The sequence below is a fragment of the Pseudomonas sp. 1 genome (assembly GCF_056626735.1).
In genome coordinates this window covers 30,835-53,703 of the sequence record NZ_JBWXMQ010000016.1, presented here as the reverse complement: position 1 = coordinate 53,703, position 22,869 = coordinate 30,835, and the positions used below count along the sequence as shown (strand labels likewise).

General features: G+C 61.2%; 21 protein-coding genes and 1 pseudogene. 8 read left to right on the top strand and 14 right to left on the bottom strand.

What is annotated here, in order from left to right; genetic code table 11:
• Positions 1–429: a nuclear transport factor 2 family protein gene (locus tag AC1MDC_RS22545; protein ID WP_480393686.1), complete on the top strand. Its 429-nt coding sequence runs from the start codon at positions 1–3 to the stop codon at positions 427–429.
• 66 nt (positions 430–495) lie between these two features.
• On the opposite strand, the gene mqo is transcribed toward AC1MDC_RS22545, so the two are convergent.
• The 3 genes and pseudogenes from mqo to AC1MDC_RS22530 form a co-directional block, all read right to left on the bottom strand.
• Positions 496–2,145, bottom strand: coding sequence for a malate dehydrogenase (quinone) (gene mqo, locus AC1MDC_RS22540; protein WP_007957153.1), 1,650 nt, complete (start codon positions 2,143–2,145; stop codon positions 496–498).
• Positions 2,146–2,636: 491 nt separating this feature from the next.
• Positions 2,637–3,362, bottom strand: coding sequence for a methyl-accepting chemotaxis protein (locus AC1MDC_RS22535; RefSeq protein ID WP_371917932.1), 726 nt, complete (start codon positions 3,360–3,362; stop codon positions 2,637–2,639).
• Between the two features lie 129 nt (positions 3,363–3,491).
• Positions 3,492–4,250 (bottom strand): annotated as a pseudogene (locus AC1MDC_RS22530) (MCP four helix bundle domain-containing protein); the annotation flags it as partial.
• 247 nt (positions 4,251–4,497) lie between these two features.
• Here AC1MDC_RS22530 and AC1MDC_RS22525 point away from each other — a divergent pair.
• Positions 4,498–4,812: a DUF2388 domain-containing protein gene (locus tag AC1MDC_RS22525; RefSeq protein ID WP_085698689.1), complete on the top strand. Its 315-nt coding sequence runs from the start codon at positions 4,498–4,500 to the stop codon at positions 4,810–4,812.
• Between the two features lie 130 nt (positions 4,813–4,942).
• Complete coding sequence (locus tag AC1MDC_RS22520; RefSeq protein WP_176247761.1) at positions 4,943–5,347, top strand: hypothetical protein; 405 nt, start codon at positions 4,943–4,945, stop codon at positions 5,345–5,347.
• Here the strand turns inward: AC1MDC_RS22520 and ligD are convergent, their stop codons facing one another.
• The 4 genes from ligD to AC1MDC_RS22500 form a co-directional block, all read right to left on the bottom strand.
• A complete protein-coding gene (ligD, locus tag AC1MDC_RS22515; RefSeq protein ID WP_480393685.1) occupies positions 5,348–7,894 on the bottom strand; it encodes a DNA ligase D in 2,547 nt (848 codons plus the stop codon).
• A gap of 17 nt (positions 7,895–7,911) precedes the next feature.
• Entirely contained in the window at positions 7,912–8,865 is a 954-nt protein-coding gene (locus tag AC1MDC_RS22510; RefSeq protein WP_085698683.1) for a methyltransferase, read from the bottom strand.
• 10 nt (positions 8,866–8,875) lie between these two features.
• Entirely contained in the window at positions 8,876–10,252 is a 1,377-nt protein-coding gene (locus AC1MDC_RS22505; RefSeq protein WP_480393684.1) for an iron-containing redox enzyme family protein, read from the bottom strand.
• A gap of 167 nt (positions 10,253–10,419) precedes the next feature.
• Positions 10,420–11,127 carry a tellurite resistance TerB family protein gene (locus AC1MDC_RS22500; protein WP_480393683.1) on the bottom strand — a complete coding sequence of 236 codons (708 nt, stop codon included), beginning with the start codon at positions 11,125–11,127 and terminating at the stop codon, positions 10,420–10,422.
• A 259-nt stretch (positions 11,128–11,386) separates the two neighbouring features.
• Between AC1MDC_RS22500 and pcsA the strand changes: the two genes are divergently transcribed.
• Positions 11,387–12,109: a phosphatidylcholine synthase gene (gene pcsA, locus AC1MDC_RS22495; protein ID WP_041475528.1), complete on the top strand. Its 723-nt coding sequence runs from the start codon at positions 11,387–11,389 to the stop codon at positions 12,107–12,109.
• 114 nt (positions 12,110–12,223) lie between these two features.
• Here the strand turns inward: pcsA and AC1MDC_RS22490 are convergent, their stop codons facing one another.
• From AC1MDC_RS22490 to AC1MDC_RS22470, 5 genes are all read right to left on the bottom strand, one after another.
• The gene (locus tag AC1MDC_RS22490) at positions 12,224–13,036 is read right to left on the bottom strand and encodes a class I SAM-dependent methyltransferase (protein WP_480393682.1); all 813 of its coding nucleotides are present in this window, start codon (positions 13,034–13,036) and stop codon (positions 12,224–12,226) included.
• Positions 13,037–13,061: 25 nt separating this feature from the next.
• The gene (locus AC1MDC_RS22485; RefSeq protein WP_085698675.1) at positions 13,062–13,334 is read right to left on the bottom strand and encodes a DUF4242 domain-containing protein; all 273 of its coding nucleotides are present in this window, start codon (positions 13,332–13,334) and stop codon (positions 13,062–13,064) included.
• A 221-nt stretch (positions 13,335–13,555) separates the two neighbouring features.
• Positions 13,556–14,770, bottom strand: coding sequence for a cytochrome c biogenesis protein DipZ (locus AC1MDC_RS22480; protein ID WP_085704130.1), 1,215 nt, complete (start codon positions 14,768–14,770; stop codon positions 13,556–13,558).
• 76 nt (positions 14,771–14,846) lie between these two features.
• Positions 14,847–15,143 carry a hypothetical protein gene (locus AC1MDC_RS22475; RefSeq protein WP_085698673.1) on the bottom strand — a complete coding sequence of 99 codons (297 nt, stop codon included), beginning with the start codon at positions 15,141–15,143 and terminating at the stop codon, positions 14,847–14,849.
• Positions 15,144–15,173: 30 nt separating this feature from the next.
• Entirely contained in the window at positions 15,174–15,443 is a 270-nt protein-coding gene (locus AC1MDC_RS22470; protein WP_085698672.1) for a DUF2790 domain-containing protein, read from the bottom strand.
• A gap of 306 nt (positions 15,444–15,749) precedes the next feature.
• Between AC1MDC_RS22470 and AC1MDC_RS22465 the strand changes: the two genes are divergently transcribed.
• The 4 genes from AC1MDC_RS22465 to AC1MDC_RS22450 all read left to right on the top strand — a co-directional run bounded on the left by AC1MDC_RS22465 (position 15,750) and on the right by AC1MDC_RS22450 (position 21,228).
• Positions 15,750–16,490 carry a response regulator gene (locus AC1MDC_RS22465; protein WP_085698671.1) on the top strand — a complete coding sequence of 247 codons (741 nt, stop codon included), beginning with the start codon at positions 15,750–15,752 and terminating at the stop codon, positions 16,488–16,490.
• Entirely contained in the window at positions 16,487–17,794 is a 1,308-nt protein-coding gene (locus tag AC1MDC_RS22460) for a sensor histidine kinase (RefSeq protein ID WP_085698670.1), read from the top strand. Before AC1MDC_RS22465 ends, AC1MDC_RS22460 begins: the two co-directional genes overlap by 4 nt.
• A gap of 229 nt (positions 17,795–18,023) precedes the next feature.
• On the top strand, positions 18,024–20,207 hold the full coding sequence (locus AC1MDC_RS22455) for a hypothetical protein (protein ID WP_480393681.1): 2,184 nt from the start codon (positions 18,024–18,026) through the stop codon (positions 20,205–20,207).
• On the top strand, positions 20,194–21,228 hold the full coding sequence (locus tag AC1MDC_RS22450; RefSeq protein WP_480393680.1) for an NAD(P)/FAD-dependent oxidoreductase: 1,035 nt from the start codon (positions 20,194–20,196) through the stop codon (positions 21,226–21,228). The genes AC1MDC_RS22455 and AC1MDC_RS22450 overlap by 14 nt, the downstream gene beginning before the upstream one ends.
• 1 nt (position 21,229) lies before the next feature.
• Here AC1MDC_RS22450 and AC1MDC_RS22445 read toward each other — a convergent pair whose 3' ends face one another.
• Positions 21,230–21,979, bottom strand: a complete 750-nt coding sequence (locus AC1MDC_RS22445) for an HvfC family RiPP maturation protein (RefSeq protein ID WP_480393679.1) — start codon at positions 21,977–21,979, stop codon at positions 21,230–21,232.
• A complete protein-coding gene (locus AC1MDC_RS22440) occupies positions 21,972–22,811 on the bottom strand; it encodes an HvfB family MNIO-type RiPP peptide maturase (RefSeq protein WP_085698667.1) in 840 nt (279 codons plus the stop codon). Before AC1MDC_RS22440 ends, AC1MDC_RS22445 begins: the two co-directional genes overlap by 8 nt.
• Between the last annotated feature and the right edge of the window lie 58 nt (positions 22,812–22,869).

Here is a 22,869-nt window from a genome sequence, read left to right as displayed (position 1 = left end):
ATGTCCGATCTGAACCTGCACCCCCACGTTGCAGAATCCCTGAACCGCTGGCACGAGATGATCCGCACCGGCAACCTCAAGGCCCTGCCGGAGCTGCTCGACCCCAAAGCGGTATTCCGTTCGCCGATGGCCCACACGCCTTACCCGGGCGCACCGGTGGTCTCGATGATCCTCAATACCGTGTTCGAGGTGTTTGAAGACTTCAAATACCACCGTGAACTGGCGACGGCCGATGGCCTGAATGTGGTGCTCGAGTTCAGCGCCAAAGTCGGCGCGAAGGAGCTCAAGGGCATCGACATGATCCGTTTCGATGAACAGGGCAAGATTGTCGAGTTCGAGGTGATGGTGCGGCCGTTGAGTGGGCTGCAAGCCTTGGGCGAAGAGATGGGACGGCGTCTGGGGGCGTACCTGGCCGCCGCCAAAGCCTGATCCCCGGACACAAAAAAGCCCACTGACCGTCACCGGTTCAGTGGGCTTCGTGTGTCAGGCGTCTGGTTACAGAGCCATATCACGTGCAGCGCTTTCTTTTGGAGCCGGGGCTTTTTCAGCCGAGGCGTCCGCCGCTGGAGCTGCAGCCTGACCAATCACCGGAGGGGTTGGCAGTTGCAGGATCTTGGCGGTGTAGGCCCACTCTTCAGCCACTTTGGCCGGATCGTTGTTCAGCTGGGTGCCGTAGCTTGGAACGATCTGGTGCAGCTTGGCTTGCCACTCAGGGCTGGCGACTTTGTCTTTGAAGACTTTCTGCAGCACGCTCAGCATGATCGGTGCAGCGGTCGACGCGCCTGGGGATGCGCCCAGCAGACCGGCAATTGAGCCGTCCTTGGAAGCAACGATTTCGGTGCCCAGTTTCAGCACGCCGCCAGCAGCTTCATCACGCTTGATGATTTGCACACGCTGGCCGGCTTGCCACAGACGCCAGTCTTCAGCCTTGGCGTTCGGGAAGTATTCCTTCAGCGCGTTCAGACGGTCTTCATCCGACAGCATCAGTTGACCGGCCAGGTACTCGACCAGCGGGTATTCCTTGATGCCGACCTTGGTCATAGGCCAGATGTTGTGGGTGGTGGTGCTGGTCAGCAGGTCCAGGTACGAACCTTCTTTCAGGAACTTGGTGCTGAACGTCGCGAACGGGCCAAACAGGATGACGCGCTTGCCGTCCAGGACACGGGTGTCCAGGTGCGGAACGGACATCGGAGGCGCGCCAACCGAAGCTTTACCGTAGGCCTTGGCCAGGTGCTGTTCGGCGATGGCCGGGTTATCGGTCACCAGGAACGAGCCGCCTACCGGGAAGCCAGCGTATTCTTTGGCTTCTTCGATACCGGACTTCTGCAGCAGGTGCAGTGCACCGCCGCCGGCGCCGATGAACACGAACTTGGCGTCGGTTTCAGTCTTGGTGCCGTCTTTCAGGTTTTTGTAGCTGACGCGCCAGGTGCCATCGGCGTTCTTGGTGATGTCCTGGACTTCGCTCGACAGCTTCATGCTGAAGTTAGGCTTGGTCTGCAGGTAACCGGCGAACTGGCGGGTGATTTCGCCGAAGTTCATGTCGGTGCCCAGCGGGCTCCAGGTGGCCGCGATTTTCTGGTTCGGGTCACGCCCTTCCATCATCAGCGGAACCCACTTCTTGATCACAGCCGGGTCTTCGGAGTACTGCATGCCGGCGAACAGCGGGCTCGCTTGCAGGGCTTCGTAGCGCTTTTTCAGGAACTTGATGTTGTCATCGCCCCACACGAAGCTCATGTGCGGAGTGGTGTTGATGAACGAACGAGGGTCTTTCAGGACGCCTTGACGAACCTGCCAGGCCCAGAACTGGCGGGAGACCTGGAACGCTTCGTTGATCTCGACAGCTTTCGGGATCGTGACGTTGCCCTTGTCGTCTTCCGGGGTGTAGTTCAGCTCGGCGAGTGCGGAGTGACCGGTACCGGCGTTGTTCCAGCCGTTGGAGCTTTCGAGGGCGACGCCGTCGAGGCGCTCGACCATCTCCATCGACCAGGTCGGTTCCAGCTCATTGATCCACACACCCAGGGTGGTGCTCATGATGCCGCCGCCGATCAGCAGGACGTCGACTTTCTTTGCTTCTTCGGCATTGGCGGACGACATCCCCATCGCCAAAGCCAGCCCCAGCAAGGCTGTGTTCACTTTTTTAAACATCTGTTGCACCTATGATAAAACGCCTTCCGCCCGCCGCTGTTGTGCGTATGCGTTCCCCCTTTTTCGCGACACTCAGGCCAGCGTCGCGGGTTCCGGCACACTTCAATTTTGACGGGTGGGCACACAAGGCCGACTGGCTGCGTCGACCTCAGTTATATGTCCCTTCTGAACTGACTTTTTATCATTATTGGCTTCAGCTACTTGAGCGACAGGGGTTCTGCCTGGCCCGCCGAATAGCGCGCCCGACTGAATTGGGTCAAAACAAGTGGCGCGAAGAATATCACGTCATGGCAAACCCGCGCGTCTGTTCGCGACTCGATAGTCTTTATCCGTTCAAGGACTTATCGGCAGACAGCGCCCGAACATGACCCCGTCAGCGGCTCTGGCTTGAGTCTTTCAGCTGGTTGACAGGCTCTTCCAATCCGGCACCCGGACTTTCACCTGTTACAAATCGGGTCTCTGCACCACTCAGTTGTGCAGTCCGAAACTCCTCACAACCGAAACCGATCCACCGACTGCGCCAACTGCCCCGCCAGGCTCGACAGCTCATCGGTGGTAGTGGCCGTCTGACCGATCACCTTGCTGTTGCCCTCCGACATGCCCGCAATCATTTCCACCTGATGGGCAATCTCGTTGCTCGCCTGGCTCTGTTCGCCGATGGTGCGGGTGATGTCGTTGACCAGTTGCGTGGTGCTCAGGGTGGCGTCGAGGATTTCGCGGATGGCGCGTTCGACGTCGGCGGTGACGGCCATGCCCTTGTCGACCTGTGCAACACCGGCCTCCATGCTGCTGACGGCCTCGCGAGTGCTGTTCTGGATGCGCGCGACCATCGCGGCGATTTCCTGGGTCGAGGCGCTGGTGCGCGCCGCCAGACTGCGCACCTCATCGGCCACCACCGCAAAGCCCCTGCCCTGTTCACCCGCCCGGGCCGCCTCGATCGCCGCATTGAGCGCCAGCAGGTTGGTCTGGTCGGCGATGCTCTTGATCACCTGGATGATGTTGAAGATCCCTTCGGATTCCTGATCCAGGGTGCGGATCACCTGCGCCGATTGCTGGGCGGATCGCGCAATGTCGTCCATGTCGCTGACCACCTGATGAATCACCTGCCCGCCGTTTTTCGCCAGTGATTCGGCCTGGCTGGCCATGTCCAGTGCGCGCTCTGCGTGACGGGTGATTTCCTCGATGCTGGCGGTCATCTGGCTCGCGGCGGCCGCCATGGTGCCGGCGGCAGTACTTTGCTGCTGGCTGCTGTCGGCCACCTGATGGCAGCCGTGGCTCAGTTGTTCACTCATGCCACTGACGCCGTGAGCGTTGCGTCGCACCACGTCGATCATGTCCCGCAGGTCGTGCTGCATGGTGGCCAGCGTGCGGATCAGCGCACTGGCTTCGTCCTTGCCGGACGGTTCGGCGATCGGTTCGCTGAGGTTGCCGTGGGCGATGCTTTCGGCGATGCGGCTGGCGGATTTCAACGGCCCCATGATGCTCAGAATCACCCAGCGACCCTGGGCCAACAGCAGCAACAGGCTGGCGATCAGGACGATAGCGAGTGCGACATTGGCGTTGCGGATCGCCGCCCCGGTGCCTTCGCTGGTCTGCCGGGTATTGGTTTCGATCAGTTCGCTGAGGGAGGCCATCTGTTCTTCGAGCTGGCTGAATGCGGTGCTGAAGGTGCCCAGATGCTGCTGGGCGTTGTCCGGGTTTTCCAGTGCAAGGCCGACGATCTGCTCGCCGGCGCTGATGTAGGTATCGAGGCTGGGCTTGATCTGCTCCAGCCCGGACCTGATCGTCGGATTGAGCGGCAGCTTGAGGTTATCACCCAGCACCTCGCGAAAATGCGCCGCATGCTCCTCAACCGAACGGCGCACCTCGTCCGCCGAACTCGTGCTTTTGCCCAGCCCCACCAGCATCGCCGAATACACATCGGCACGCAGGGCGTCGTGCATCATGTCGGCTTCCATGTGGTTGCGCAGCGCGCTCATGCTGACCGCGTTGTCACTGACCGCCGACGCCATCCGCTGATTGCCGACGTAACTGACCAGGCTCACGATCAACGCCGTCAGCAGGCTGGTCGCAATCAGCAACACCAAACGCAGTTTGATCGACACCGTGATTTCCTCTCTGGTCGCGCCACGCGGCGCCTTTCAACGCTTCAGTTAAGCCTATTTGCGTGAATCCGCCGCTTTAGAGCGTCGCAGGGTGTGTCGTTACATCCGGTAAAAACGAGGACCGTGCAGCACTTCTCGTTCACGCTCGCTACCGCCGGGCCCGGCGTACGGAACTCCCGTGCTGTCCGGCACCTCTCACATTATGTGGTACTTCCTTTTCGCTTTACGCTGCTGGAGGAACACCGTCATGCGCCGTTTATTACTCGTTTCGTCTCTCATGCTGTGCCTGCCGTTCGGCTCGGCCCTTGCTCGCGTGGACGCAGGGGATGTCGCCACTTCGGCGGGGGTTTCAGCTTCGCTGTATTCGACCTTCAAGGATCACAAAATGGTGATTCCGGCCCGTGACGACTTGTCCGCATTCGTCGCCAGCGGCGGAACGATCCGTGGCGTGTACCTGGAATCGGTGCTGCAACAGGTGCGTCAGGACAATCCTGGCCTGAACGCCAGCGATGAAGAGCTGGCCAATGCCATCCTGGTTCATTACGAAGGTCTGTCGCAGTAACCACGGCACGTCCGATGATGGTGGCTGACGGATCCGCCACCGTTATTTCCTGCCGATGGTGTGCACTGCCGATGGACGGCTGTCGAACCACCATGGGCAAAACCGTCTGAGGGCCTCTATGATGGAGGCCATGACGATTTCCGCCTCCCTCCGCTCTCCTTGCCCGCCGGGTCTGTGCATCTGCGGGCGCGATCCGCTGCTGGATACACCCGGCGCGGATGTGCGCATCCTGCTGCTGACCCGCGAGGAGGAAAAGCGTCTGCTAGAGCGTCTGGAAAACCTCAAAGACCTCGCCGACCTTGAGCGTCTGCAAGGCAAGATGTTCGATCAGCTGGGGATTCGCGTGCTGATCGCACCGAAGTTCGGTGAAGTGCGGACGGTGCGAGGCGGCATCGAGATCGAGGTCGAAGAGCTTGCCGGGCTCTGCCGAAAAACCCGCAAAACCATTCCGGCCGCCATCCGCCGTGGCCTGGAAAACAATCCGCAAGTGGCGTTCGATCTGCTCAACGCCCACGACTTGCTGCGCGGCACTTGATCACTTTTTCATGCCCACCCGCTTGCGCATCTCGGCCGTGATGCTCTGCCGGGTTTTCTTCATCTGCGCCCAAGGCTCATCGCCCACCTCCGCCAGCCGTTCGTGAACGTTGCGCACGTTCCATTGATCGGCGCCCTTGATCTCGCCCACTTCGTCACGAAACAGCGGCACCGACACCGGCAACCCTTCGCGAGTACGCGCCGCGTAGGCGCAAATGGTGGTGGCGCCCAGACCGTTGCGCAGGTAATCGATAAAGATCCGCCCCACCCGATTTTTCGGCCCGGACACCGCAGAAAAACGCTCCGGCAACAACTTCGCCATGTGAGTGACGATGGCGTGGCTGAAATCCTTGACCTCGTCCCAGCCATGCTTGCGGGTCAGCGGCACTATCAAATGGATGCCCTTGCCGCCACTGGTCTTGAGGAACGCCTTGAGGCCCAGTTCATCGAGCACGGTCAGGGTCAGCGCCGTGGCTTCGACCATGCTTTTCCACGGCAGCGCCGGGTCCGGGTCGAGGTCCAGGACAAAGCGGTCGGGCTTGTCCAGATCCACCGTGGTGGCGTTCCAGGTGTGCAGTTCGACCGTGCTCATCTGCACCGCGCCAATCAAGGCTTCGGCGTTGTTGATCAGCATCACCGGCTGGCCGGTCAGCTCCTTGTCCAGCGTGCGGATGCCGGGGATCGCCAGGTTTTCGGCGTTTTTCTGGAAGAACAGCTCACCGCCGATACCGTCCGGCGCACGCACCAGCGCCACCGGGCGATCCTTGAGCTGCGGCAGAATCCATTCGGCGACGCTGGCGTAATACTCGGCCAGTTGCATTTTGGTGGTGCCGCTGCTGGCGTCGATCACCCGGTCGGGGTGAGTGATCCGCACCTTGCCGTCGGCCAGGCCGGATTGGGACGGCGCGGTTGATTGGGCCTTTGACGTTTTCATCGGTCTGGCGCGCTCCTCGGTGATGTCCTTGGCCGGTTTGTCCTCGCGCAAGCCATGGAACACGGCGTGGCGCACCGAGCCGTCCTGAGTCATTTCGGCAAACGCCACTTCCGCCAGCAGACTCGGCTTGAGCCAGTGCACCCCCTTGGCTTCGAAACCCGTGGGCGGATTGGCCACCGCCGGTTTCTTCACCCGCAGCGGTTTGAGCCGGGCAAGGATGCTCTTGAGGGTGGTTTCATTGAATCCGGTGCCGACCTTGCCGGCGTACCGCAACTCGCCGCTGTCACGATCATGCAGACCCAGCAGCAATGCGCCGAACGCACTGCGCGCGCCTTTCGGATCGGTGTAACCGACGATCACGAATTCCTGGCGGTGTTTGCACTTGAGCTTGATCCAGTCACTGCTGCGGCGCGACACGTAAGGTGAGCCGAGACGTTTACCGATCAAGCCTTCCATGCGCATCTGGCAAGCGCTGTTAAGCAATGCCTGCGGGGTTTCGTCGAACGCTTCGGAAAAGCGCAGCAGCGGATCTTCATGGGCTTTCAGCACCGTGGCCAGCGCTGCGCGTCGTTCCTGCACCGGCACTTCACGCAGATCGACGCCGTTGAGATACGGCACATCGAACAGGTAATAGAGGATGTTTTCGCTGCGCCCGGAATCGAACGCGTTTTGCAGGGCCTGAAAATCCGGCACGCCGTCTGCGTCGGCAACGATCATCTCACCGTCAAGCCACGCCGATTCCAGGCCCAGCGCCGCAAGGGCTTGCGCCTGTTTCGGCAATTTGTGCGTCCAGTCATGCCCATTGCGAGTGAACAACTGCACCTCTCCATGATCGATGCGCGCCATGATCCGGTAGCCGTCGAACTTGATCTCGTATTGCCAATCCCCTTGCGGCGCGCTCTCTACCAGGGTGGCCAGTTGCGGTTTGAGCTGCGCGGGGATATTGGCCTTGTGCGCGCCGGCGAGTTTGTCTGAGGCCGGTTTGCGCACAGCTTTCGACGAAACCTTCAATGGCTTGACCTGTTTTGCACTGAGGCGGGGTTTGTCGACGATCGTGCGTTCACTGAGCACGCTGTCGGGCTCGGCGACCAGCACGTCGTAGTCGCTTTGCGGGCGCGCGGCACTGTCCTGATGCTTGATCAGGAACCACTGCTCTTTCTTGCCCGGCATGTGGGTGCGCACCAGATTCCACACCCCGGCGAGCTTCTCGCCTTGCAGTTCGAATTTGAGCTTGCCCTTGGCGTAGGCCTTCTCGGGGTCTTCCAGCGGAATCCACACGCCGCGATCCCAGACGATCACATCGCCGGCGCCGTAATGCCCCTCGGGAATGCTGCCCTCAAAGGTCGCATAGTCCAGCGGATGATCCTCGACGTGCACCGCCAGCCGCTTGACCTTGGGATCCAGCGACGGCCCCTTGGGCACCGCCCAGCTCTTGAGTGCACCGTCGAGTTCCAGGCGAAAGTCGTAATGCAGGTGCGAGGCGTCGTGCTTTTGAATGCAGAATTGCAGGGCATGATCGCCGGCCGATTGCTTGCCCCGGCGGCGGTCGGCCGACGGTTCAGAGGTCGCCGAAAAGTCGCGCATCCGGTTGTAGTCGTCGAGATTCCTGCTCATCCTGCACCTGCCTTGTTTCAGCCAGTTCGAGTCACAGTCAGTGCTACCACGGCAATCCGGTCGACGCGCTGATAGCCTGGATTGAGCAATTCTTCACCAAACACATCGGGATCGAGTTCGCGATAGGTCCAGGCGAAGCGTTTTTCATCCAGCCGTGGCAATACCGTATCGAGGAAGGGATCGCGGCCATCGACCATCGCCACACCGGTGTACAGCAGCAACGAGCCGCCGGGGCTCAGGCGATTGAGCGCCTGTTCGACGATCCGCAGTGACAGCCCCGCCCCCAGTGTCCCGCCACCGTGGCGGTAAGCTCGCCCGGCCGGATCGGCCATGTAGGGCGGGTTGGCGACGATCAGGTCGAATTCGCCGTCGACGCCTTGCAGCACATCGCTGGTACGCACTTCGACATTGGCCACTTCGGCCAGCGCCGCGTTGATCGTGGTCAGGCGCAACGCGGCGGGATTGATATCGACGGCCAGCACTTGCGCTTCTCGCCGGGCTCGGCCAATCAGGATCGCGCCGACTCCGGCGCCGCAACCGATATCCACCGCACGGTGGATGGGCGCAAAGTTCTGCTGCAAATGGCTGTGGATCAGTTGAGCAAAGCGATAGGTGTCCGGGCCGAAGAACACCGAATCGGCGGCATCGGTCGGAAATCCGGAATGCACGAAAAGCAGGTCATCCAGGCTCGACCAGCGCACGCGGCTCTTCAAGCGCCCGTCGAACTGATCGATCACTTGGGCGTCCTGCAATTGCCGCTGTTCATCGGCAGACAGCAGGCCCGGTTCGAACGGGCGCGACCATCCGAATACATCCCGCAGGCAATCGGCGGCCTGCCCTTCGTCGCGCTGGTTGACCCGTTGATGGGTCAGCGGCGTCGGGGTGATGAAACGATAGCCGTCGGCCTGCAGGCGCCTACCCAGTTGCAGCAGCACAAGGTCGTTGGCGGTCAGTTGTTCTTCCTGATTCATTGATGATTCCTTAACGCTGGCCGGATTTGAGTTGGATGAAACGACGAGTAGCGAGCAGCCCGGCCGGATGTGCGTGCCGGGCCGGCGCAAGCCAGGGGATCAACGTCGCGATTTGGGTGTGCGCGTCCTGTCCCGGCAGTGCCGCATTCAGTCGCTGCACATCGGGGTCCTGTTCAGGCACCTCGATCGGCGCAGGGGCCGAGGGGCGGCGGCGGAACGCGACGGGTTTGTCCGCAGAAATCCAGTCACCGGCAATCCAGTCGTGTACCAGTTGTTTTTCATAAGCGCTGAACACGCCGAACATCGCCGCACCATCGCCATCGATCAACTGCCAGAAGCGACTGCCCTGTGGATCTTCGTGACGTTTGATCCAGCCCTTGTTCTGCATGGCTTGCAGGAAGCCGGACAACTGCTGCGGGTCGGCCAGCCATTGATTGACGGTCTTGCCTTCGAAGCGGCAATAGTCGGAGTGCATGTGCTGAGCGAACGGACACTTGCGCTCAAGCATCGCCAACAACTCGCGCTCCAGGTCGAACCCCTCGATGATTGCGCGGCTGCCCTGTCCCAGGTCATTGAGTCGATAGCCCAGCGAGACCCGACGCAGGAAATCGCTGCGATCAGCCTCCAGAGGCAGCAGATCAAGCACGGCCTGAACGGCTTTCTGTGCATGGCCGGTACTGGCGTTGTCGATGGTGACGTGCAGGGTGAAATAGTAAGGATCGATCCCCAGTTCACTCAGTTCGTAGCTGCTGATCAACAGGTGCAGTGGCAATTGCTCGTAGCCAAGGTTGTAACCGATCACCTCTGGCAGAAAATCCATGCCGCAGGCGCCGAGGGCCAATTGCAGCGCACCTTGCAGGTAACGTTCGTCAGGCAGCGGGCTGCCAGGTTCCAGACCGTGTTCGGCGAGCAATTGCCGGTAGATCACCACGTGATTCTGCGCCGGATTGCCCTCGCCCAATTCTTCAAGATAGGTGCTGATCAGAGTGCTGAATCGCGGATCGCGCCACTGTCCCAGCAAGCCGTAAAGCCAGGCGCCGTCGACCAGTTTGGTCGGTGCCACCGCTTGCAGAAAATACAGCGCATGAGCCTTGCAACTGAAAAACTGCCGCGCGCCTCCCGCTTTGCGTTGTTGCAGGTAGTCGGCATATTGCCGGGCAACATCGGCACAGTGCTGCGCCACCCAGGCATGCCAGAGCGCCGGATCAGTCGGCAGTTCTTCCTTCAATTGCGCGGCGCTTTTCAGATGGTGCTGCAAAAAAGCCTGCGCCAGGGGCTGAGTATCTTCATCGGACAACAGCGCTTCATGGATACGCCGCCACTCACCCAGTGAGTCGAGCGGTTGCGATTGGGCAGATTCACCTTGCAGGCGTGTCAGGACAGTCATGGCAATATTCTCGATCGATTGGCAGGACGCTCAGTCACTCGCCTCTACTGCAGCAGAGAGGCCTGGTGCGTCAAAAATTCAATCGGCTTGAAAATTGCCCTGACGGACGGAGCCTTCGACTCGCTCCTTGCTTGAACAGAACGGTCGAAGGCTGTGGGACGGGATGGTCAGGCCTCGCCCTTGGCCTGCTGCTCCAGGTGAACCTGCAACTGGGGGTCGATCTGCAACGCCGCCGCCAGTTCATCCAGATAATTGCGCTCGGCGTCCTGCTGATCGTCAACCAGCATCACGCTGGCCAGGTACATTTCGGCGGCCATGGCCGGATCGTTCTGCGCCGCCTGGGCGACTTCGGTGGCATTCAGGGGTTTGGCGACTTCGTCGTCGAGCCATTGCTGCAAGTTCGGGTCGTCGGTATGGCGGCCGATTTCGCTGCTGATCAGGTGCTTTTCCGACTCGTCGATCCGCCCGTCAGCCTTGGCTGCAGCGATCAACGCGCGCAAAACAGCGTGGCTGTGTTCTTCGACTTGCGGGCCGGACAACAGGTCCGCGGTTTGCGGGGTTTGCGGCGGCGCAGCAGAAGCCTGACTGCGTTGCCAGGCCTGATACGCCTGGAACGCCATCATGCCCAGCGAAGCCAGAGCCGCATAATTGGTGCCGCCGGAACGACGCTGCGCCCCGCCGCCTCCAAGCAGTCCACCGAGCAACCCGCCCAGGCCACCCAGCCCGCCGGCAGGAGAACCGCCGCCGCTGGTACCGCCACCGCCCAGCAGACCACCGAGCAATCCGCCCAGTCCGCCGCCGTTCGACGCGCCACCTTGTTGTCCTGCCGAGGCCTGGCCTCGCAGCAGTTGTTCAAGCAGATCACTGGTGTTCATGACGTCGTCCTCAGGCAAAGGTGCATGACTGCGTCAGGCAACGATAGTCCGCTTGATGCGATGTGCCAGCACCGTTGGGCTGACGTGGCCATGGGCGAGTGATTCTGCAGAGATTTTTTTCCCCGGCCAGCTAATCTTCATGAACGGGTGAACCTTGACCCGGCCCGACCGGTCGATACCTGCAACCCGACCCGGTTAGTCGCCACCCTTGCTGCGCAAAGGTTTACGCGGCTTGCTGCACTTTCTGGAGAACGCCTTCGTGATATCGACCGTCCACATCGCCAGGCTCAAGGCCTGGGGCGCCCATGGTTTCACCGCGACCGGCGTGGTCACCGCTTTTCTGGCCACCCTTGCCCTGCTGGAAAACCAGCCGATCCACTGCCTGATGTGGCTGGGCGTGGCGCTGATCGTCGACGGCCTCGACGGGGCACTGGCGCGCAAGGTCAACGTGCAGTCGGTGCTGCCGAGTTTCGACGGATCGATCCTCGATCTGGTGATCGATTACCTGACCTACGTGTTCATCCCGGCACTGTTCATCTATCGCTACATTCCCCTGCCCGACTACACCCTGTTGCTGACCGTGTCGTTGATTCTGGTGTCTTCGCTGTTCTGCTTCTGCAACGTCAACATGAAGAGCAAGGACAACTATTTCGTCGGCTTCCCCGCCGCGTGGAACGTGGTTGCCTTGTGTCTGTACATCATCGATCCGGGGCCGTGGCTCACTTTCCTGACAGTGATCGGCCTGGCGCTGCTGACCGTGACCCGCATGAAATTCCTGCACCCATTCCGGGTACGCCGGTTCATGCCGATCAACATTGCGGTGACGGCAATCTGGCTGCTGTGCAGTCTGTCGCTGGTGCTGAACCACCCGGTGATCAACCCGCTGGTGATGGGCCTGTGGCTACTGGCGTCGGCTTACTTCCTCGGCATCTGCATCTGGCGCACAGCGCTGGAGTGGTTTGACGGTGCGCATCTGAAATAGAAGCCCTGTCGGGATCCCTGTGGGAGCGAGCTTGCTCGCGAATGCGGCGTGTCAGCCAACAGAGATGTTGAATGTCAGTCTGCATTCGCGAGCAAGCTCGCTCCCACAATGGCTTCAGCGTTTGGTAATCACTACCTCCAGATACTCACTCGGTACCACCATCGATCCCGCCCCCGCCCGATTCAGTCCGTCGATCAGTTGCGTCAATTCCCCTTCCAGCGCCTGCCCGCTCTCCGGCGGCAATGCCGCGAACGCCTTGTGCACCGGGCCGTACCAGTGGCGAAACACATTAATGAAATGCGCCGCCGAGCGATAGCGGAAGTTGAAGTGACGGCGAGTCACCTGCACCTGAAATTGGCGATCGTCGAAGTGCGAATGCAGCCAGGCTTCCGCGCCCCAGTTTGAAGGTGGTTGCGCAACGGGGGGCGGTGGCAGGTAGCGGCCGAGGATCTTGAACATCTGGCCGACGAAGCCTTCCGGCGTCCAGTTGGCCAGGCCGATCCGTCCGCCACGGCGACAGACCCGACCCAGCTCCCTGGCCGCCTTGGCCTGATCCGGGGCAAACATCACGCCGAAGGTCGACAGCACTGCGTCAAAACTGGAATCGGCGAACGGCAACGCTTCGGCATCGGCAACCTGAAAGGTCACGTCCAGATGTTCGGCGCGCGCCCGGTCCTGGCCGCGCTCCAGCAGCGCCGCGACATAGTCGGTGGACGTCACCAGACAACCCCGGCGCGCCGCCGCCAGCGTGGCATTGCCATTGCCGGCGGCGACGTCCAGCACTTCTTCATCGCAGCGCAGGTCACAGGCCTCGGCGAGTGTTTCGCCGACGATCTGCAACGTGGTGCCGATCACGGCGTAGTCACCACTGGCCCAGGCGACCTTCTGGCGTTCCTTCAGGGCAGTGAGATCAATAGGGGTACTCATGAATGGATGCTCCACAGCATAGGGGTCATTCGGCGGTCGTCGGATCGATAATGCTCGTCACCCGGGACACGCTGTTGGCCGGAAATCCCCCACGCTTTGCGTGTTCACGCACCTGTTCTTCGTTGGGTGCGATGTACACGCAATAGATCTTGTCGGCAGTCACATAACTGTGCAGCCACTGCACCTCTGGCCCGAGTTCACGCAGCACGTTGCAGGACGTTTGCGATACGGCCTTGAGTTCTTGCTCCGATAGCTTTCCGGCTCCTGGAATCTCGCGTTCAATCACGAATTTCGGCATGGCAACCTCGCTTTCTTTTTATGGGTGTCAGAGCCATCGGCGGCCCTGCTCGCCCACTATCGCGCTGGCGCCGTGCGGCGTCCCTGCCAATCGTCCGGAGAGCCCGTAAAAACGGGCGCTGGCCGATGAATGGCGGGATTTTGTAAAGGCCCCGAAACACTGTCGGGGACAACGAACAATGGCTCATGGTGCGAGACCTGTGAGCCATTGAGTTTTGCGGTTTACGCAGCCGGCGCCTTGGCCTCTTTGAGCAGCTGCTGAATCATCTGCTCCTGCGCCTGGTAACTGCCTTCGCCAAAGTGGGTGTAACGCACCTGCCCCTTGGCGTCGACCAGGTAATGCGCCGGCCAGTACTGGTTATCGAAGTTGCGCCAGATTGTGTAATTGTTGTCGATGGCCACCGGGTAGGTGATGCCGAGCTTCTTCACTTGATCCTTGACGTTGTCAATGATCCGCTCGTAACCGTACTCCGGGGTGTGCACGCCGATCACCACCAGACCGTCCTTGCCGTACTTCTTCTCCCACTCCTTCACATACGGCAGGGTGTGCTGGCAGTTGATGCAGTCATACGTCCAGAAGTCCACCAGCACCACTTTGCCGCGCAAGGACTCGGCCGTCAGTTCCGGCGAGTTCAGCCATTGCACCGCGCCGGACAGCGACGGCATCGCACCTCTGCCGGCCTCGTCTTCGGTCGAGTCCGCACGGACTTTGCTGACGAAGTAGTCCACCACCTTCGGCACGTTTTCCAGCACGCTTTTTTCGACCGTGGCCACGCCTTGGGACGAAGTGTTGGCCAGCAGCAAATTGTCCGCACCGGTGGCAATCACCGCCGCTGTCGCCAACACCGCAACACCCGCACCACGGCGGAACCAGCCAGTGAACGGAATCGACGGTTTCAGCCGGTTGACAAGGCCGCGACCGGCGAAAATCAGCGTCCCCAGCGACAGCGCACTGCCGGCGCCGTAGGCCAGCAGCAACAGGCTGGTCTGGGCGTTGGCGCCTTGCAGCATGGCACCGGTGAGAATCACACCGAGAATCGGGCCGGCGCACGGCGCCCACAACAGACCGGTGGCCACGCCGATCATGATCGAGGCCATGGGGCCGGTCTTTTTCCGGCTGTCCGGATCGAGACGATTGCCCAGCAGCACGAAGGGCCGCGCCAGCCAGTCACCGATGCGCGCGGAAATCAGTGACAGCGCAAACAGCACCATCACCACCAGCGCGATGTGGCGACCGGTATTGCTGGCCTGAATGACCCACTCGCTGCTGACCACCGCCAGACTGGAGACAACGGCGAAAGTCAGGGCCATCCCGCCGAGGGTCAGCAGAATCGACGAACGGGTGCGGTCGGCACCGGCAAACAGAAACGGCACCACCGGCAGGATGCACGGACTGAGGACAGTCAACAGACCGCCCAGGAAAGCGATGAGAAACATGAGGTTCACCTTTTGAATGAAGGGTGTTCTGTCGACTGGATGGGGGCCGTCTGTTACAGGCAGCCCCCTTCAATCCTCAAGCCGTCCGGCTTTCCAGCCACTGGCTTTGCGGCGTACGGCTGGCACCGTTTTCCGCCACCATCTGGCCTTGCGGCGTATGGCTGGAACCGTCGGCGGCCACCATCTGCCCCTGCGGTGTGCGGCTGGCGCCGTCGGCGGCGATCAGAGCGTCGCTGCCCGGTTTGGCCACCGGGGCCAGTTGAAAGCAGGTGCTGCTGCCACAGCTGTGCTGTTCGACGGCAGCGTTGGCGTGGGCCGCAACGCCGGCGAGGGAGAAGGCAACAGCGGTCAGATAGCGCGATACGTTGTTCATGGCGATGTTCCTTTTATAGAGAGGGAGTAATCAGTTGTCCTGGTTGCAGCCGTCGGCGAATTTGCGGTAGTCGAGCACCTGGGTCTTGCCGGCCGAGTCGAGGTAGGTCAGGCGGGCGTCGACGATGCCGCAGGTCATCGAGTTGTCCTGGGTCAGCGACACCACTTTCTGGATGTCCAGGTGACTGCCGTAGGAGTAGGTTTGCGGGGTGACATCGGCTTCGGCGCGGGCCGACAGGGTGCAGATGTTCAAAGCGGCAAACAGGCAAGCGGCAGCGATCGATTTGGTCTTGGTGTTCATGGCGTTTTCCTCGGGGCTTCAATGGTTGAATCGTTGAGTGGGCCGAGGCGTTCTGTGTGTGCCTCGATGGAGCTCATTTAAAGCTCGCGAGGTATCGCGCATGTGTCGGCAAATGCCGTGTATAAATCGCTACGTATCCGCGCGCGTGCGGGATACACAGCGATACAAAACCCTGTGAAAATCCGCTTTTTGCGTCGGCGTGTATCCGTCGCAGCGCTGGATACACTGCAATACAAAGGCAGGCAGGCGGCCTCGCGCAGGCTCGATAAACTGCCCGGCAATCCCCTTTTATTGAGGTTTGGCCCCATGGAACATGTCGATCACATCCTGATCGTCGACGACGACCGCGAGATTCGCGAACTGGTCGGCAATTACCTGAAGAAAAACGGCCTGCGCACCACGGTGGTTGCCGATGGCCGCCAGATGCGCAGTTTCCTGGAAGCCAACACCGTCGACCTGATCGTGCTCGACATCATGATGCCCGGCGACGATGGCCTGCTGCTGTGCCGCGAATTGCGCTCGGGCAAACACAAGGCCACACCGATCCTGATGCTCACCGCGCGCAACGATGAAACCGACCGCATCCTCGGCCTGGAAATGGGCGCCGACGATTACCTGACGAAACCGTTCGCCGCCCGCGAACTGCTGGCGCGGATCAATGCCGTGCTGCGCCGCACACGGATGCTGCCGCCGAATCTGGTGGTGACTGAAAGCGGTCGGCTGCTGGCATTCGGTCGCTGGCAGCTCGACACCTCGGCCCGGCATCTGCTGGACACCGACGGCACCATGGTCGCGCTCAGCGGCGCGGAATACCGTTTGCTGCGGGTGTTCCTCGACCATCCGCAACGGGTGCTCAGCCGCGATCAATTGCTCAACCTGACCCAGGGCCGCGACGCCGATCTGTTCGACCGCTCCATCGATCTGCTGGTCAGCCGTCTGCGCCAGCGCCTGTTGGATGACGCCCGTGAACCGGCCTACATCAAGACCGTGCGCAGCGAAGGCTACGTGTTCTCGTTGCCGGTCGAAGTCCTCGGAGCCCCTGCATGAATGTCGCCCTGCGCTGGCCGCGCACCCTCGCCTCCCGCTTGTCGCTGATTTTCCTGATCGGCCTGATCCTCGCTCAGGCGCTGTCGTTCGGCGCGCAATATTACGAGCGCTACGAAAGCGCGAAGAACACCATGCTCGGCAACCTCGAAACCGACGTCTCGACCTCGATTGCCATCCTCGACCGCCTGCCCGCCGAAGAGCGCCCGATGTGGCTCAAACGCCTGGCTCGCAAGAATTACGGCTATCTGCTGAGCGAAGGCGAACCGGGCACACCACTGGATCCGCAGGACGTGCCGATTGCCGTCACCTCGATTACCGACGCAATTGGCGAGGCCTATCCGCTGACGTTCACCGATATTCCCGGCCCGATAAAACACTTTCAGGGCCACCTGCGCCTGAGCGACGGCAGCCCGGTGACCATCGATGTGCGCCCGTCGATGGTGCCGCTGTCGCCGTGGCTGCCGGTGGTATTGCTCGGGCAACTGGCGCTGATGCTCGCTTGTACCTGGCTGGCGGTGCGTATCGCCATTCGCCCCCTCACCCGCCTCGCCAACGCCGTGGAAACCCTCGACCCCAACGCCCACCCGATCAACCTCGACGAAAAAGGCCCGAACGAAGTGGCTTACGCCGCCCGCGCTTTCAATTCAATGCAGGCGCGCATTGCCGCGTACCTGAAAGAGCGCATGCAACTGCTCGCGGCGATCTCCCACGACCTGCAAACCCCGATCACCCGCATGAAACTGCGGGCGGAGTTCATGGACGATTCGGCCGAGAAAGACAAACTGTGGAACGACCTCGGCGAAATGGAACATCTGGTGCGCGAAGGCGTGGCCTACGCCCGCAGCATCCATGGCTCGACCGAGGAAAGCCGGCGTACCAACCTGGATTCGTTCCTCGACAGCCTGGTGTTCGACTATCAGGACATGGGCAAGGAAGTGCAGTTGAGCGGCAAGAGTGAGGCGGTCATCGACACCCGCCCCCACGCCTTGCGCCGGGTGCTGGTCAACCTGACTGACAACGCGCTGAAATTCGCCGGCGCTGCCGAGCTGCTGATTCAGCGCGACGGGACCGGCCTGTCGATCAAGGTCATGGATCGCGGCCCGGGCATCGCCGAAGAAGAACTGGCCCAAGTGATGGAGCCGTTCTACCGCGTGGAAAACTCGCGCAACCGCAGCACCGGCGGCACCGGGCTGGGGCTGGCGATTGCCCAGCAACTGGCGATGGCACTGGGCGGGTCGCTGACACTGAGCAATCGCGACGGTGGCGGGTTGTGTGCGGAGCTCAGGTTGCCGCTGCATTCGTGATCTCTGTTTAAACAACACCGACCACCGGACGTCAGGGATGACGTCATATGAAGCCGGCGGCTACACCTCTCTCGGAAATTGGCGATTTTTTTGATCCGGTGCGTGGCTCTATCGTGGGTCACCGCCGCCGCGTTTAGCTCCGTTGGTCGCGACTGTCAGTTCTGTCAGTCGCAATCGTCAACTGATCGGTATGCGATGGCACCTCATACAACCGTATCGTGGAGCACGCATGAATCTGCTCGAATCCGTAACCCGAACCTGTCAGCGATTGGCTGCGGGTGGCTGGCGTTCGCTGATGCTGGCGCACGGCCTGGATATTCTGGCGCCTTCATTGAAGGCAGAACTGCTCAAGCCACTGACCATCAACCGGACTCTCGAAGGTTTCGAGGATTTCTGCCCTGACGGTTACCGCGCCATAGAGCCGGCCCGCCCCGCACATAGCCTGCTCTACCACGCGCTCGCTTCACCGCGGGTCACGGCTGACGAGACTGGACGGCAACTGCGGGTTTTCCCTACCCATGCTGAAATCGAAACGGTTCTGAACTACGTGTTCGGCATCCAGCCACCCACACTCAACGACCTGATGCAACAGGCTCAATATGCACCACTGTCGGTGGCGGTATTCGCCAGCGAATACCGCTGTGCCGACGACACGGTCCACGGCCAGCATGCCGATTTGTGTTTCTCCCGCACCGGGATAGCTCGCACAGGGACTGCAGCTGCCCGCTATGACGAACGACTGCGATGCTTCCTGCCCTTCGTTGACGGTGATGCCCACGGGATACGGGTGATGCCGGTGCATTACAGCGCCTATATCGCGGTGCAATTGAAGGGGGATGGCGAGCGTTTCGGGCCCATGGACTTTCAGGCGGGACTGGATGACGGGCTGGATTTCCAGGTGCCATTGCACAAGCTCTTCAATGGCGTGGAGTGTCTGTCTGGGCTGGATCTGAACCTGACGCTGGGTATCCATCACATCAACGAGAAGATCCGTCATGTGCACTTGCGCCACAGCGGCACTGGCTGGCAGGAACCAGAGATTTCCGAATATCCGTTCATCATCACCGAAGACCTGGCGGGTTGGGCAGCGCAGCCGGATCTGGGGCCGGGAGTTCTGTCTCCCGAGCCCAGGCCACAGCTGGTCGAGCTGGCTCATTACAAGGGGCAACCACTGTCGTTCACGATGCCGGCGAACACCGGGGGGATGGTCCATGGCCGACATAAAGTGGGAGACGATGGCCAGATCGAGGACCTGAATGATCGTGAAGATGTTGCCGAGCTGGTCAGGCAAGGTGGTTACCGTGCCCTGCACTATCAGGATGGCACCGCAGACGGTTATGTCCGGGCAATCTGTCCGCCCCTTACGGACGAGCTGCCATCGAAGGCTGCCTACTCGGTCATCGGCGCCACGGATTACTTTCCGTTTTGTGTTCAGCGCCGGCTCCTGCACTGGGTGAAAGAAGAACCTGCCTTCTCCAGTCCCGATATCTGGCATGCGCGGCTGGAAGCCTTATCTAATGTGCGTAACTGCGCAAACCTTGGTTTGAAAGATCAGCCCTTCACGTCTGAGGATCGCGGGATCACCGCCATCGTGACGCTGCCGCACAAGTCGGCGCCGGGTCCAGCCTCCGGAACCTGGAGTCCCTCGCCCCCTCGCCCGTCTTCGTTACCGGACGCTGCCGCCGGAATTTTTGGTCCGGGCTGGGAGGTCGGTCAGGTCCGTCAGCAAGATATGGATGGAAACTGGATTCATATGCTGGCCGGTTATCAGATGGCGAGCCCCTTCTGTGAAGACAAGCGTATCTGTGCAGCACTCGGTTCCTACTGGCCAGGCGTTGCGCCGGACTCCGCCCGCACCTTCGAACCACGCTCCAGCCTGCACACCATCATCCCGTTGACCGATGCGGAAACCGGAATCGGCAACGTTGCCTGGGACAACCAGCCATCCCCGCAACTGATACAGGACCAGGGCCGCACGTTCGTCCGGTACCGCGCCTACGAATACAGCGATTACACACAAGTCGCCCTTGAAAACAGGTTCTCCCTGCAACAGACCGGCGCAATCACTCAGCAGCAATACCAGAACCGGATACTCTCGATGTACCGCGTATACAACGTACTCGGCGCAGGGACCGACAAGCTTCTGCGTCATGCGTGGCCGTTGCTGTCCTTCATCCACGTGCAGCGCCCCGATCCGGAACTTGATTCAGCGCAACAGCAGGTCGGCGTAACGTTGCGCGGGTGGGTCTTTCGCTTCCTGATGTACGAACGTGGCACCGTAAGCACGCCTGCCGAGGACTTCAGATGGAGGGATGTGCAGGTCAAGCAACAAGTGCGACTGTTTGTCAGCGCCGAAGCAATACTGGTCAAACACGAAGATGCTGCGTGGCGACTCGCCGATGAAGCCCTTTGACGTCGTGGTGATCGGCGGCGGTCCGGCAGGCTCTGCGGCGGCGATCAGCTGCGCCCAGCGTGGCCTGCGAACGGCATTGATCGAGCGTGATGAGTTCCCGCGATTTCGCCCCGGAGAAAGCCTGCATCCAGGGGTCGAACCTGTGTTGCAGCAGCTGGGCGTTGCCGAACAACTGTGTGCGCAGGACGCGTTGCGTTTCAGCGGGTACTGGGTGCAATGGCACGAACCGCTGCGCTTCAACGGTTTTGGTAGTGACGACAATGGTCCATGGCGGGGCTTTCAGATTCCCCGTGAAACGCTGGACACGACGTTATTGAAGCAGGCCGCAACGCTTGGAGTGAGGGTGCTTCAGCCGTGTCGCGCACTGGCAGTCCTCAGCGAAAAGCATCGCGTGACCGGCGTGCGAACCGATTCAGGCCCGTTGCACGCCGACTATGTGATCGATGCCAGCGGCGCATCCGCCTGGCTTCATCGACAACTGGGGTTGACCATCCGCCACTATTCGCCACGTCTGATTGCGCGCTACGGTTATGTCCGGGGTTGTCCGTCCGGTTATCAGAACGCGCCGCACCTATCGGCGGATCCCAATGGATGGACGTGGATAGCAAAAGTGCAGGCCCATTTGACGCACTGGACGCATCTGACATTCGACGCGCCAGACGTGCATTCCACGGCCGTTCCCCAACCGCTGCAACACTTGCCCATGCACGGCCCCCTCCACGGCGCCGATGTGACGTGGCGCATCAGTACGGCAGCAGCCGGTGGCGGCTACTTTACGGTCGGCGACGCGGCCAGTCAGCTCGACCCGGCCTCTTCCCATGGCGTACTCAAGGCCTTGATGACCGGAATGCAAGCCGCGCAGGCGGTGTACGACTGCGTCGGGCGGCCCTCCGTGCAATCGTCAGCTCAGAGGCAATACAGCCAATGGCTGGGCGACTGGTTCGAGAAGGACATGGCACAACTTCGTCACTTCTATCGCCTTCATCCCGATCCGCCGCGCTGGCTGCAACCTCGCGACTGACTCAGACAATGCCGATCACCCGGTCTTCATGCAGCTGCCTCAACAACGCCAGGCCGCTGTCCATGAACGACACCGTTCCCGGCAATCCCGCCTCCAGCGCCAACCCTTGCAGTTGCTCACGACCGCTCAGCAACGGGAACTCCTCGATCCGCTGCAACAACCGCCAGGCCAGCGGGCTCAACTCGGAAAATTTCACACGCCAGTCCGTCGTGCGCCGCACCAGCAAAAGCGTCGGTTGAGCCGGCGGCGTGGCCGGTTGATGATCCGGCCCGAGCATCTGCACCGGCCAGGTGTAAGCCAACGGCCAGGCCAGCGCCGACACTTGCAACGGCCGCTCCAGCAAATTCGCCGGATCACTCGCAGGCAAGGCTTCGGCGTCGGACTGCTGCAACACCATTTCCACCCATTCGTAATGCGCCAGTTCCACCAGAAACGCCGGCCACGCGCCCGCGTTCAACACGGCAGGTTCCGAGGCGAGATAGCTGACGAACTCCTCGGCGATCTCGCCGAATTTCGGTGTCTGCGCGCGGTAGTCCCGCAGGAAGCCACGAATCAATGTGCGCCAGCGCTCCTGGCCGATGATCCGGATCAGCACCGGAAACGTGCTGCCCAGCAGTTGCGAGACGTTGTTGAACACCAGGTCGCGATAGACATCGACCCGCGCCGCGTTCATGCCGGCCGGCGGCGCTTCGTGCTCGGGATCGCGCAGATAGCGGGTCAGGGCCTGTTGTTGCAGCAGAAGATTATCCACGCGGGGCTCCTTCGGTTTGCAGGCGGCGGATGGTTTGCAGTTCGGCCACCAGTTCAGAAAACGCCGGGAAATTGAAATCCCGCTCCAACAGCGTCGGCTGCGCGCCAAATCGGGCATAAGCGTCGGCCAGCAACGACCAGACCACCGGTTTGACCGAGGCGCCATGGGTGTCGATTTTCAGCGTGTCGGACTCATCAAAGTGCCCCGCCACGTGCATGCCGACGACCCGGCCCGGTTCAATGGCGGCCAGAAATGCCTGCGGGTCGAAACCATGGTTGATCGAGTTGACGTAGACGTTGTTGACGTCCAGCAGCAGGTCGCAATCGGCCTCACGCAGCACGGCGTTGGTGAAGGTCACTTCGTTCATGTCCTGCCGGGGGGCGGCGTAGTAGGAAACATTTTCCACCGCCAGTCGCCGGCCGAGAATGTCCTGGGCCTGGCGGATCCGCGCGGCGACGTGGTGCACCGCCTCTTCGGTGAACGGCAACGGCAGCAGGTCATAGAGATGACCGTCGTCGCTGCAATAGCTCAGGTGTTCGCTGTACAACGGCACTTTGTGATGATCGAGAAAGGCCCGGACTTCCCGGAGGAACCCGACGTCCAGCGGCGCCGAACCACCGAGCGACAACGACAGCCCGTGGCAGGACAACGGATATCGCTCGGCCAGCTCGCGCAATGCAGCGCCATGGGCTCCGCCGACGCCGATCCAGTTTTCCGGGGCGACCTCGAGAAAGTCAAAATCGCCGGTGCGCGCGGCTTGCAGGTCTTTCATCAGGCCGCGACGCAGGCCGAGCCCGACGCTGGCCTGCAAGGTGGGATGGGGAATCTGCATGGGCAAGTACTCTGTTTGGGAGCCGCCAGATCAGCGACTGACCATTGCAGTTAATGCG

Bases quoted from the DNA above. Each gene is read 5' to 3' on its own strand.
- AC1MDC_RS22545 (WP_480393686.1), top strand. From the start codon at position 1: ATGTCCGATCTGAACCTGCACCCCCACGTTGCAGAATCCCTGAACCGC.
- mqo (WP_007957153.1), bottom strand. From the start codon at position 2,145: ATGTTTAAAAAAGTGAACACAGCCTTGCTGGGGCTGGCTTTGGCGATG.
- AC1MDC_RS22535 (WP_371917932.1), bottom strand. From the start codon at position 3,362: ATGGCGGCCGCCGCGAGCCAGATGACCGCCAGCATCGAGGAAATCACC.
- AC1MDC_RS22525 (WP_085698689.1), top strand. From the start codon at position 4,498: ATGCGCCGTTTATTACTCGTTTCGTCTCTCATGCTGTGCCTGCCGTTC.
- AC1MDC_RS22520 (WP_176247761.1), top strand. From the start codon at position 4,943: ATGACGATTTCCGCCTCCCTCCGCTCTCCTTGCCCGCCGGGTCTGTGC.
- ligD (WP_480393685.1), bottom strand. From the start codon at position 7,894: ATGAGCAGGAATCTCGACGACTACAACCGGATGCGCGACTTTTCGGCG.
- AC1MDC_RS22510 (WP_085698683.1), bottom strand. From the start codon at position 8,865: ATGAATCAGGAAGAACAACTGACCGCCAACGACCTTGTGCTGCTGCAA.
- AC1MDC_RS22505 (WP_480393684.1), bottom strand. From the start codon at position 10,252: ATGACTGTCCTGACACGCCTGCAAGGTGAATCTGCCCAATCGCAACCG.
- AC1MDC_RS22500 (WP_480393683.1), bottom strand. From the start codon at position 11,127: ATGAACACCAGTGATCTGCTTGAACAACTGCTGCGAGGCCAGGCCTCG.
- AC1MDC_RS22490 (WP_480393682.1), bottom strand. From the start codon at position 13,036: ATGAGTACCCCTATTGATCTCACTGCCCTGAAGGAACGCCAGAAGGTC.
- AC1MDC_RS22485 (WP_085698675.1), bottom strand. From the start codon at position 13,334: ATGCCGAAATTCGTGATTGAACGCGAGATTCCAGGAGCCGGAAAGCTA.
- AC1MDC_RS22480 (WP_085704130.1), bottom strand. From the start codon at position 14,770: ATGTTTCTCATCGCTTTCCTGGGCGGTCTGTTGACTGTCCTCAGTCCG.
- AC1MDC_RS22475 (WP_085698673.1), bottom strand. From the start codon at position 15,143: ATGAACAACGTATCGCGCTATCTGACCGCTGTTGCCTTCTCCCTCGCC.
- AC1MDC_RS22470 (WP_085698672.1), bottom strand. From the start codon at position 15,443: ATGAACACCAAGACCAAATCGATCGCTGCCGCTTGCCTGTTTGCCGCT.
- AC1MDC_RS22465 (WP_085698671.1), top strand. From the start codon at position 15,750: ATGGAACATGTCGATCACATCCTGATCGTCGACGACGACCGCGAGATT.
- AC1MDC_RS22460 (WP_085698670.1), top strand. From the start codon at position 16,487: ATGAATGTCGCCCTGCGCTGGCCGCGCACCCTCGCCTCCCGCTTGTCG.
- AC1MDC_RS22455 (WP_480393681.1), top strand. From the start codon at position 18,024: ATGAATCTGCTCGAATCCGTAACCCGAACCTGTCAGCGATTGGCTGCG.
- AC1MDC_RS22450 (WP_480393680.1), top strand. From the start codon at position 20,194: ATGAAGCCCTTTGACGTCGTGGTGATCGGCGGCGGTCCGGCAGGCTCT.
- AC1MDC_RS22440 (WP_085698667.1), bottom strand. From the start codon at position 22,811: ATGCAGATTCCCCATCCCACCTTGCAGGCCAGCGTCGGGCTCGGCCTG.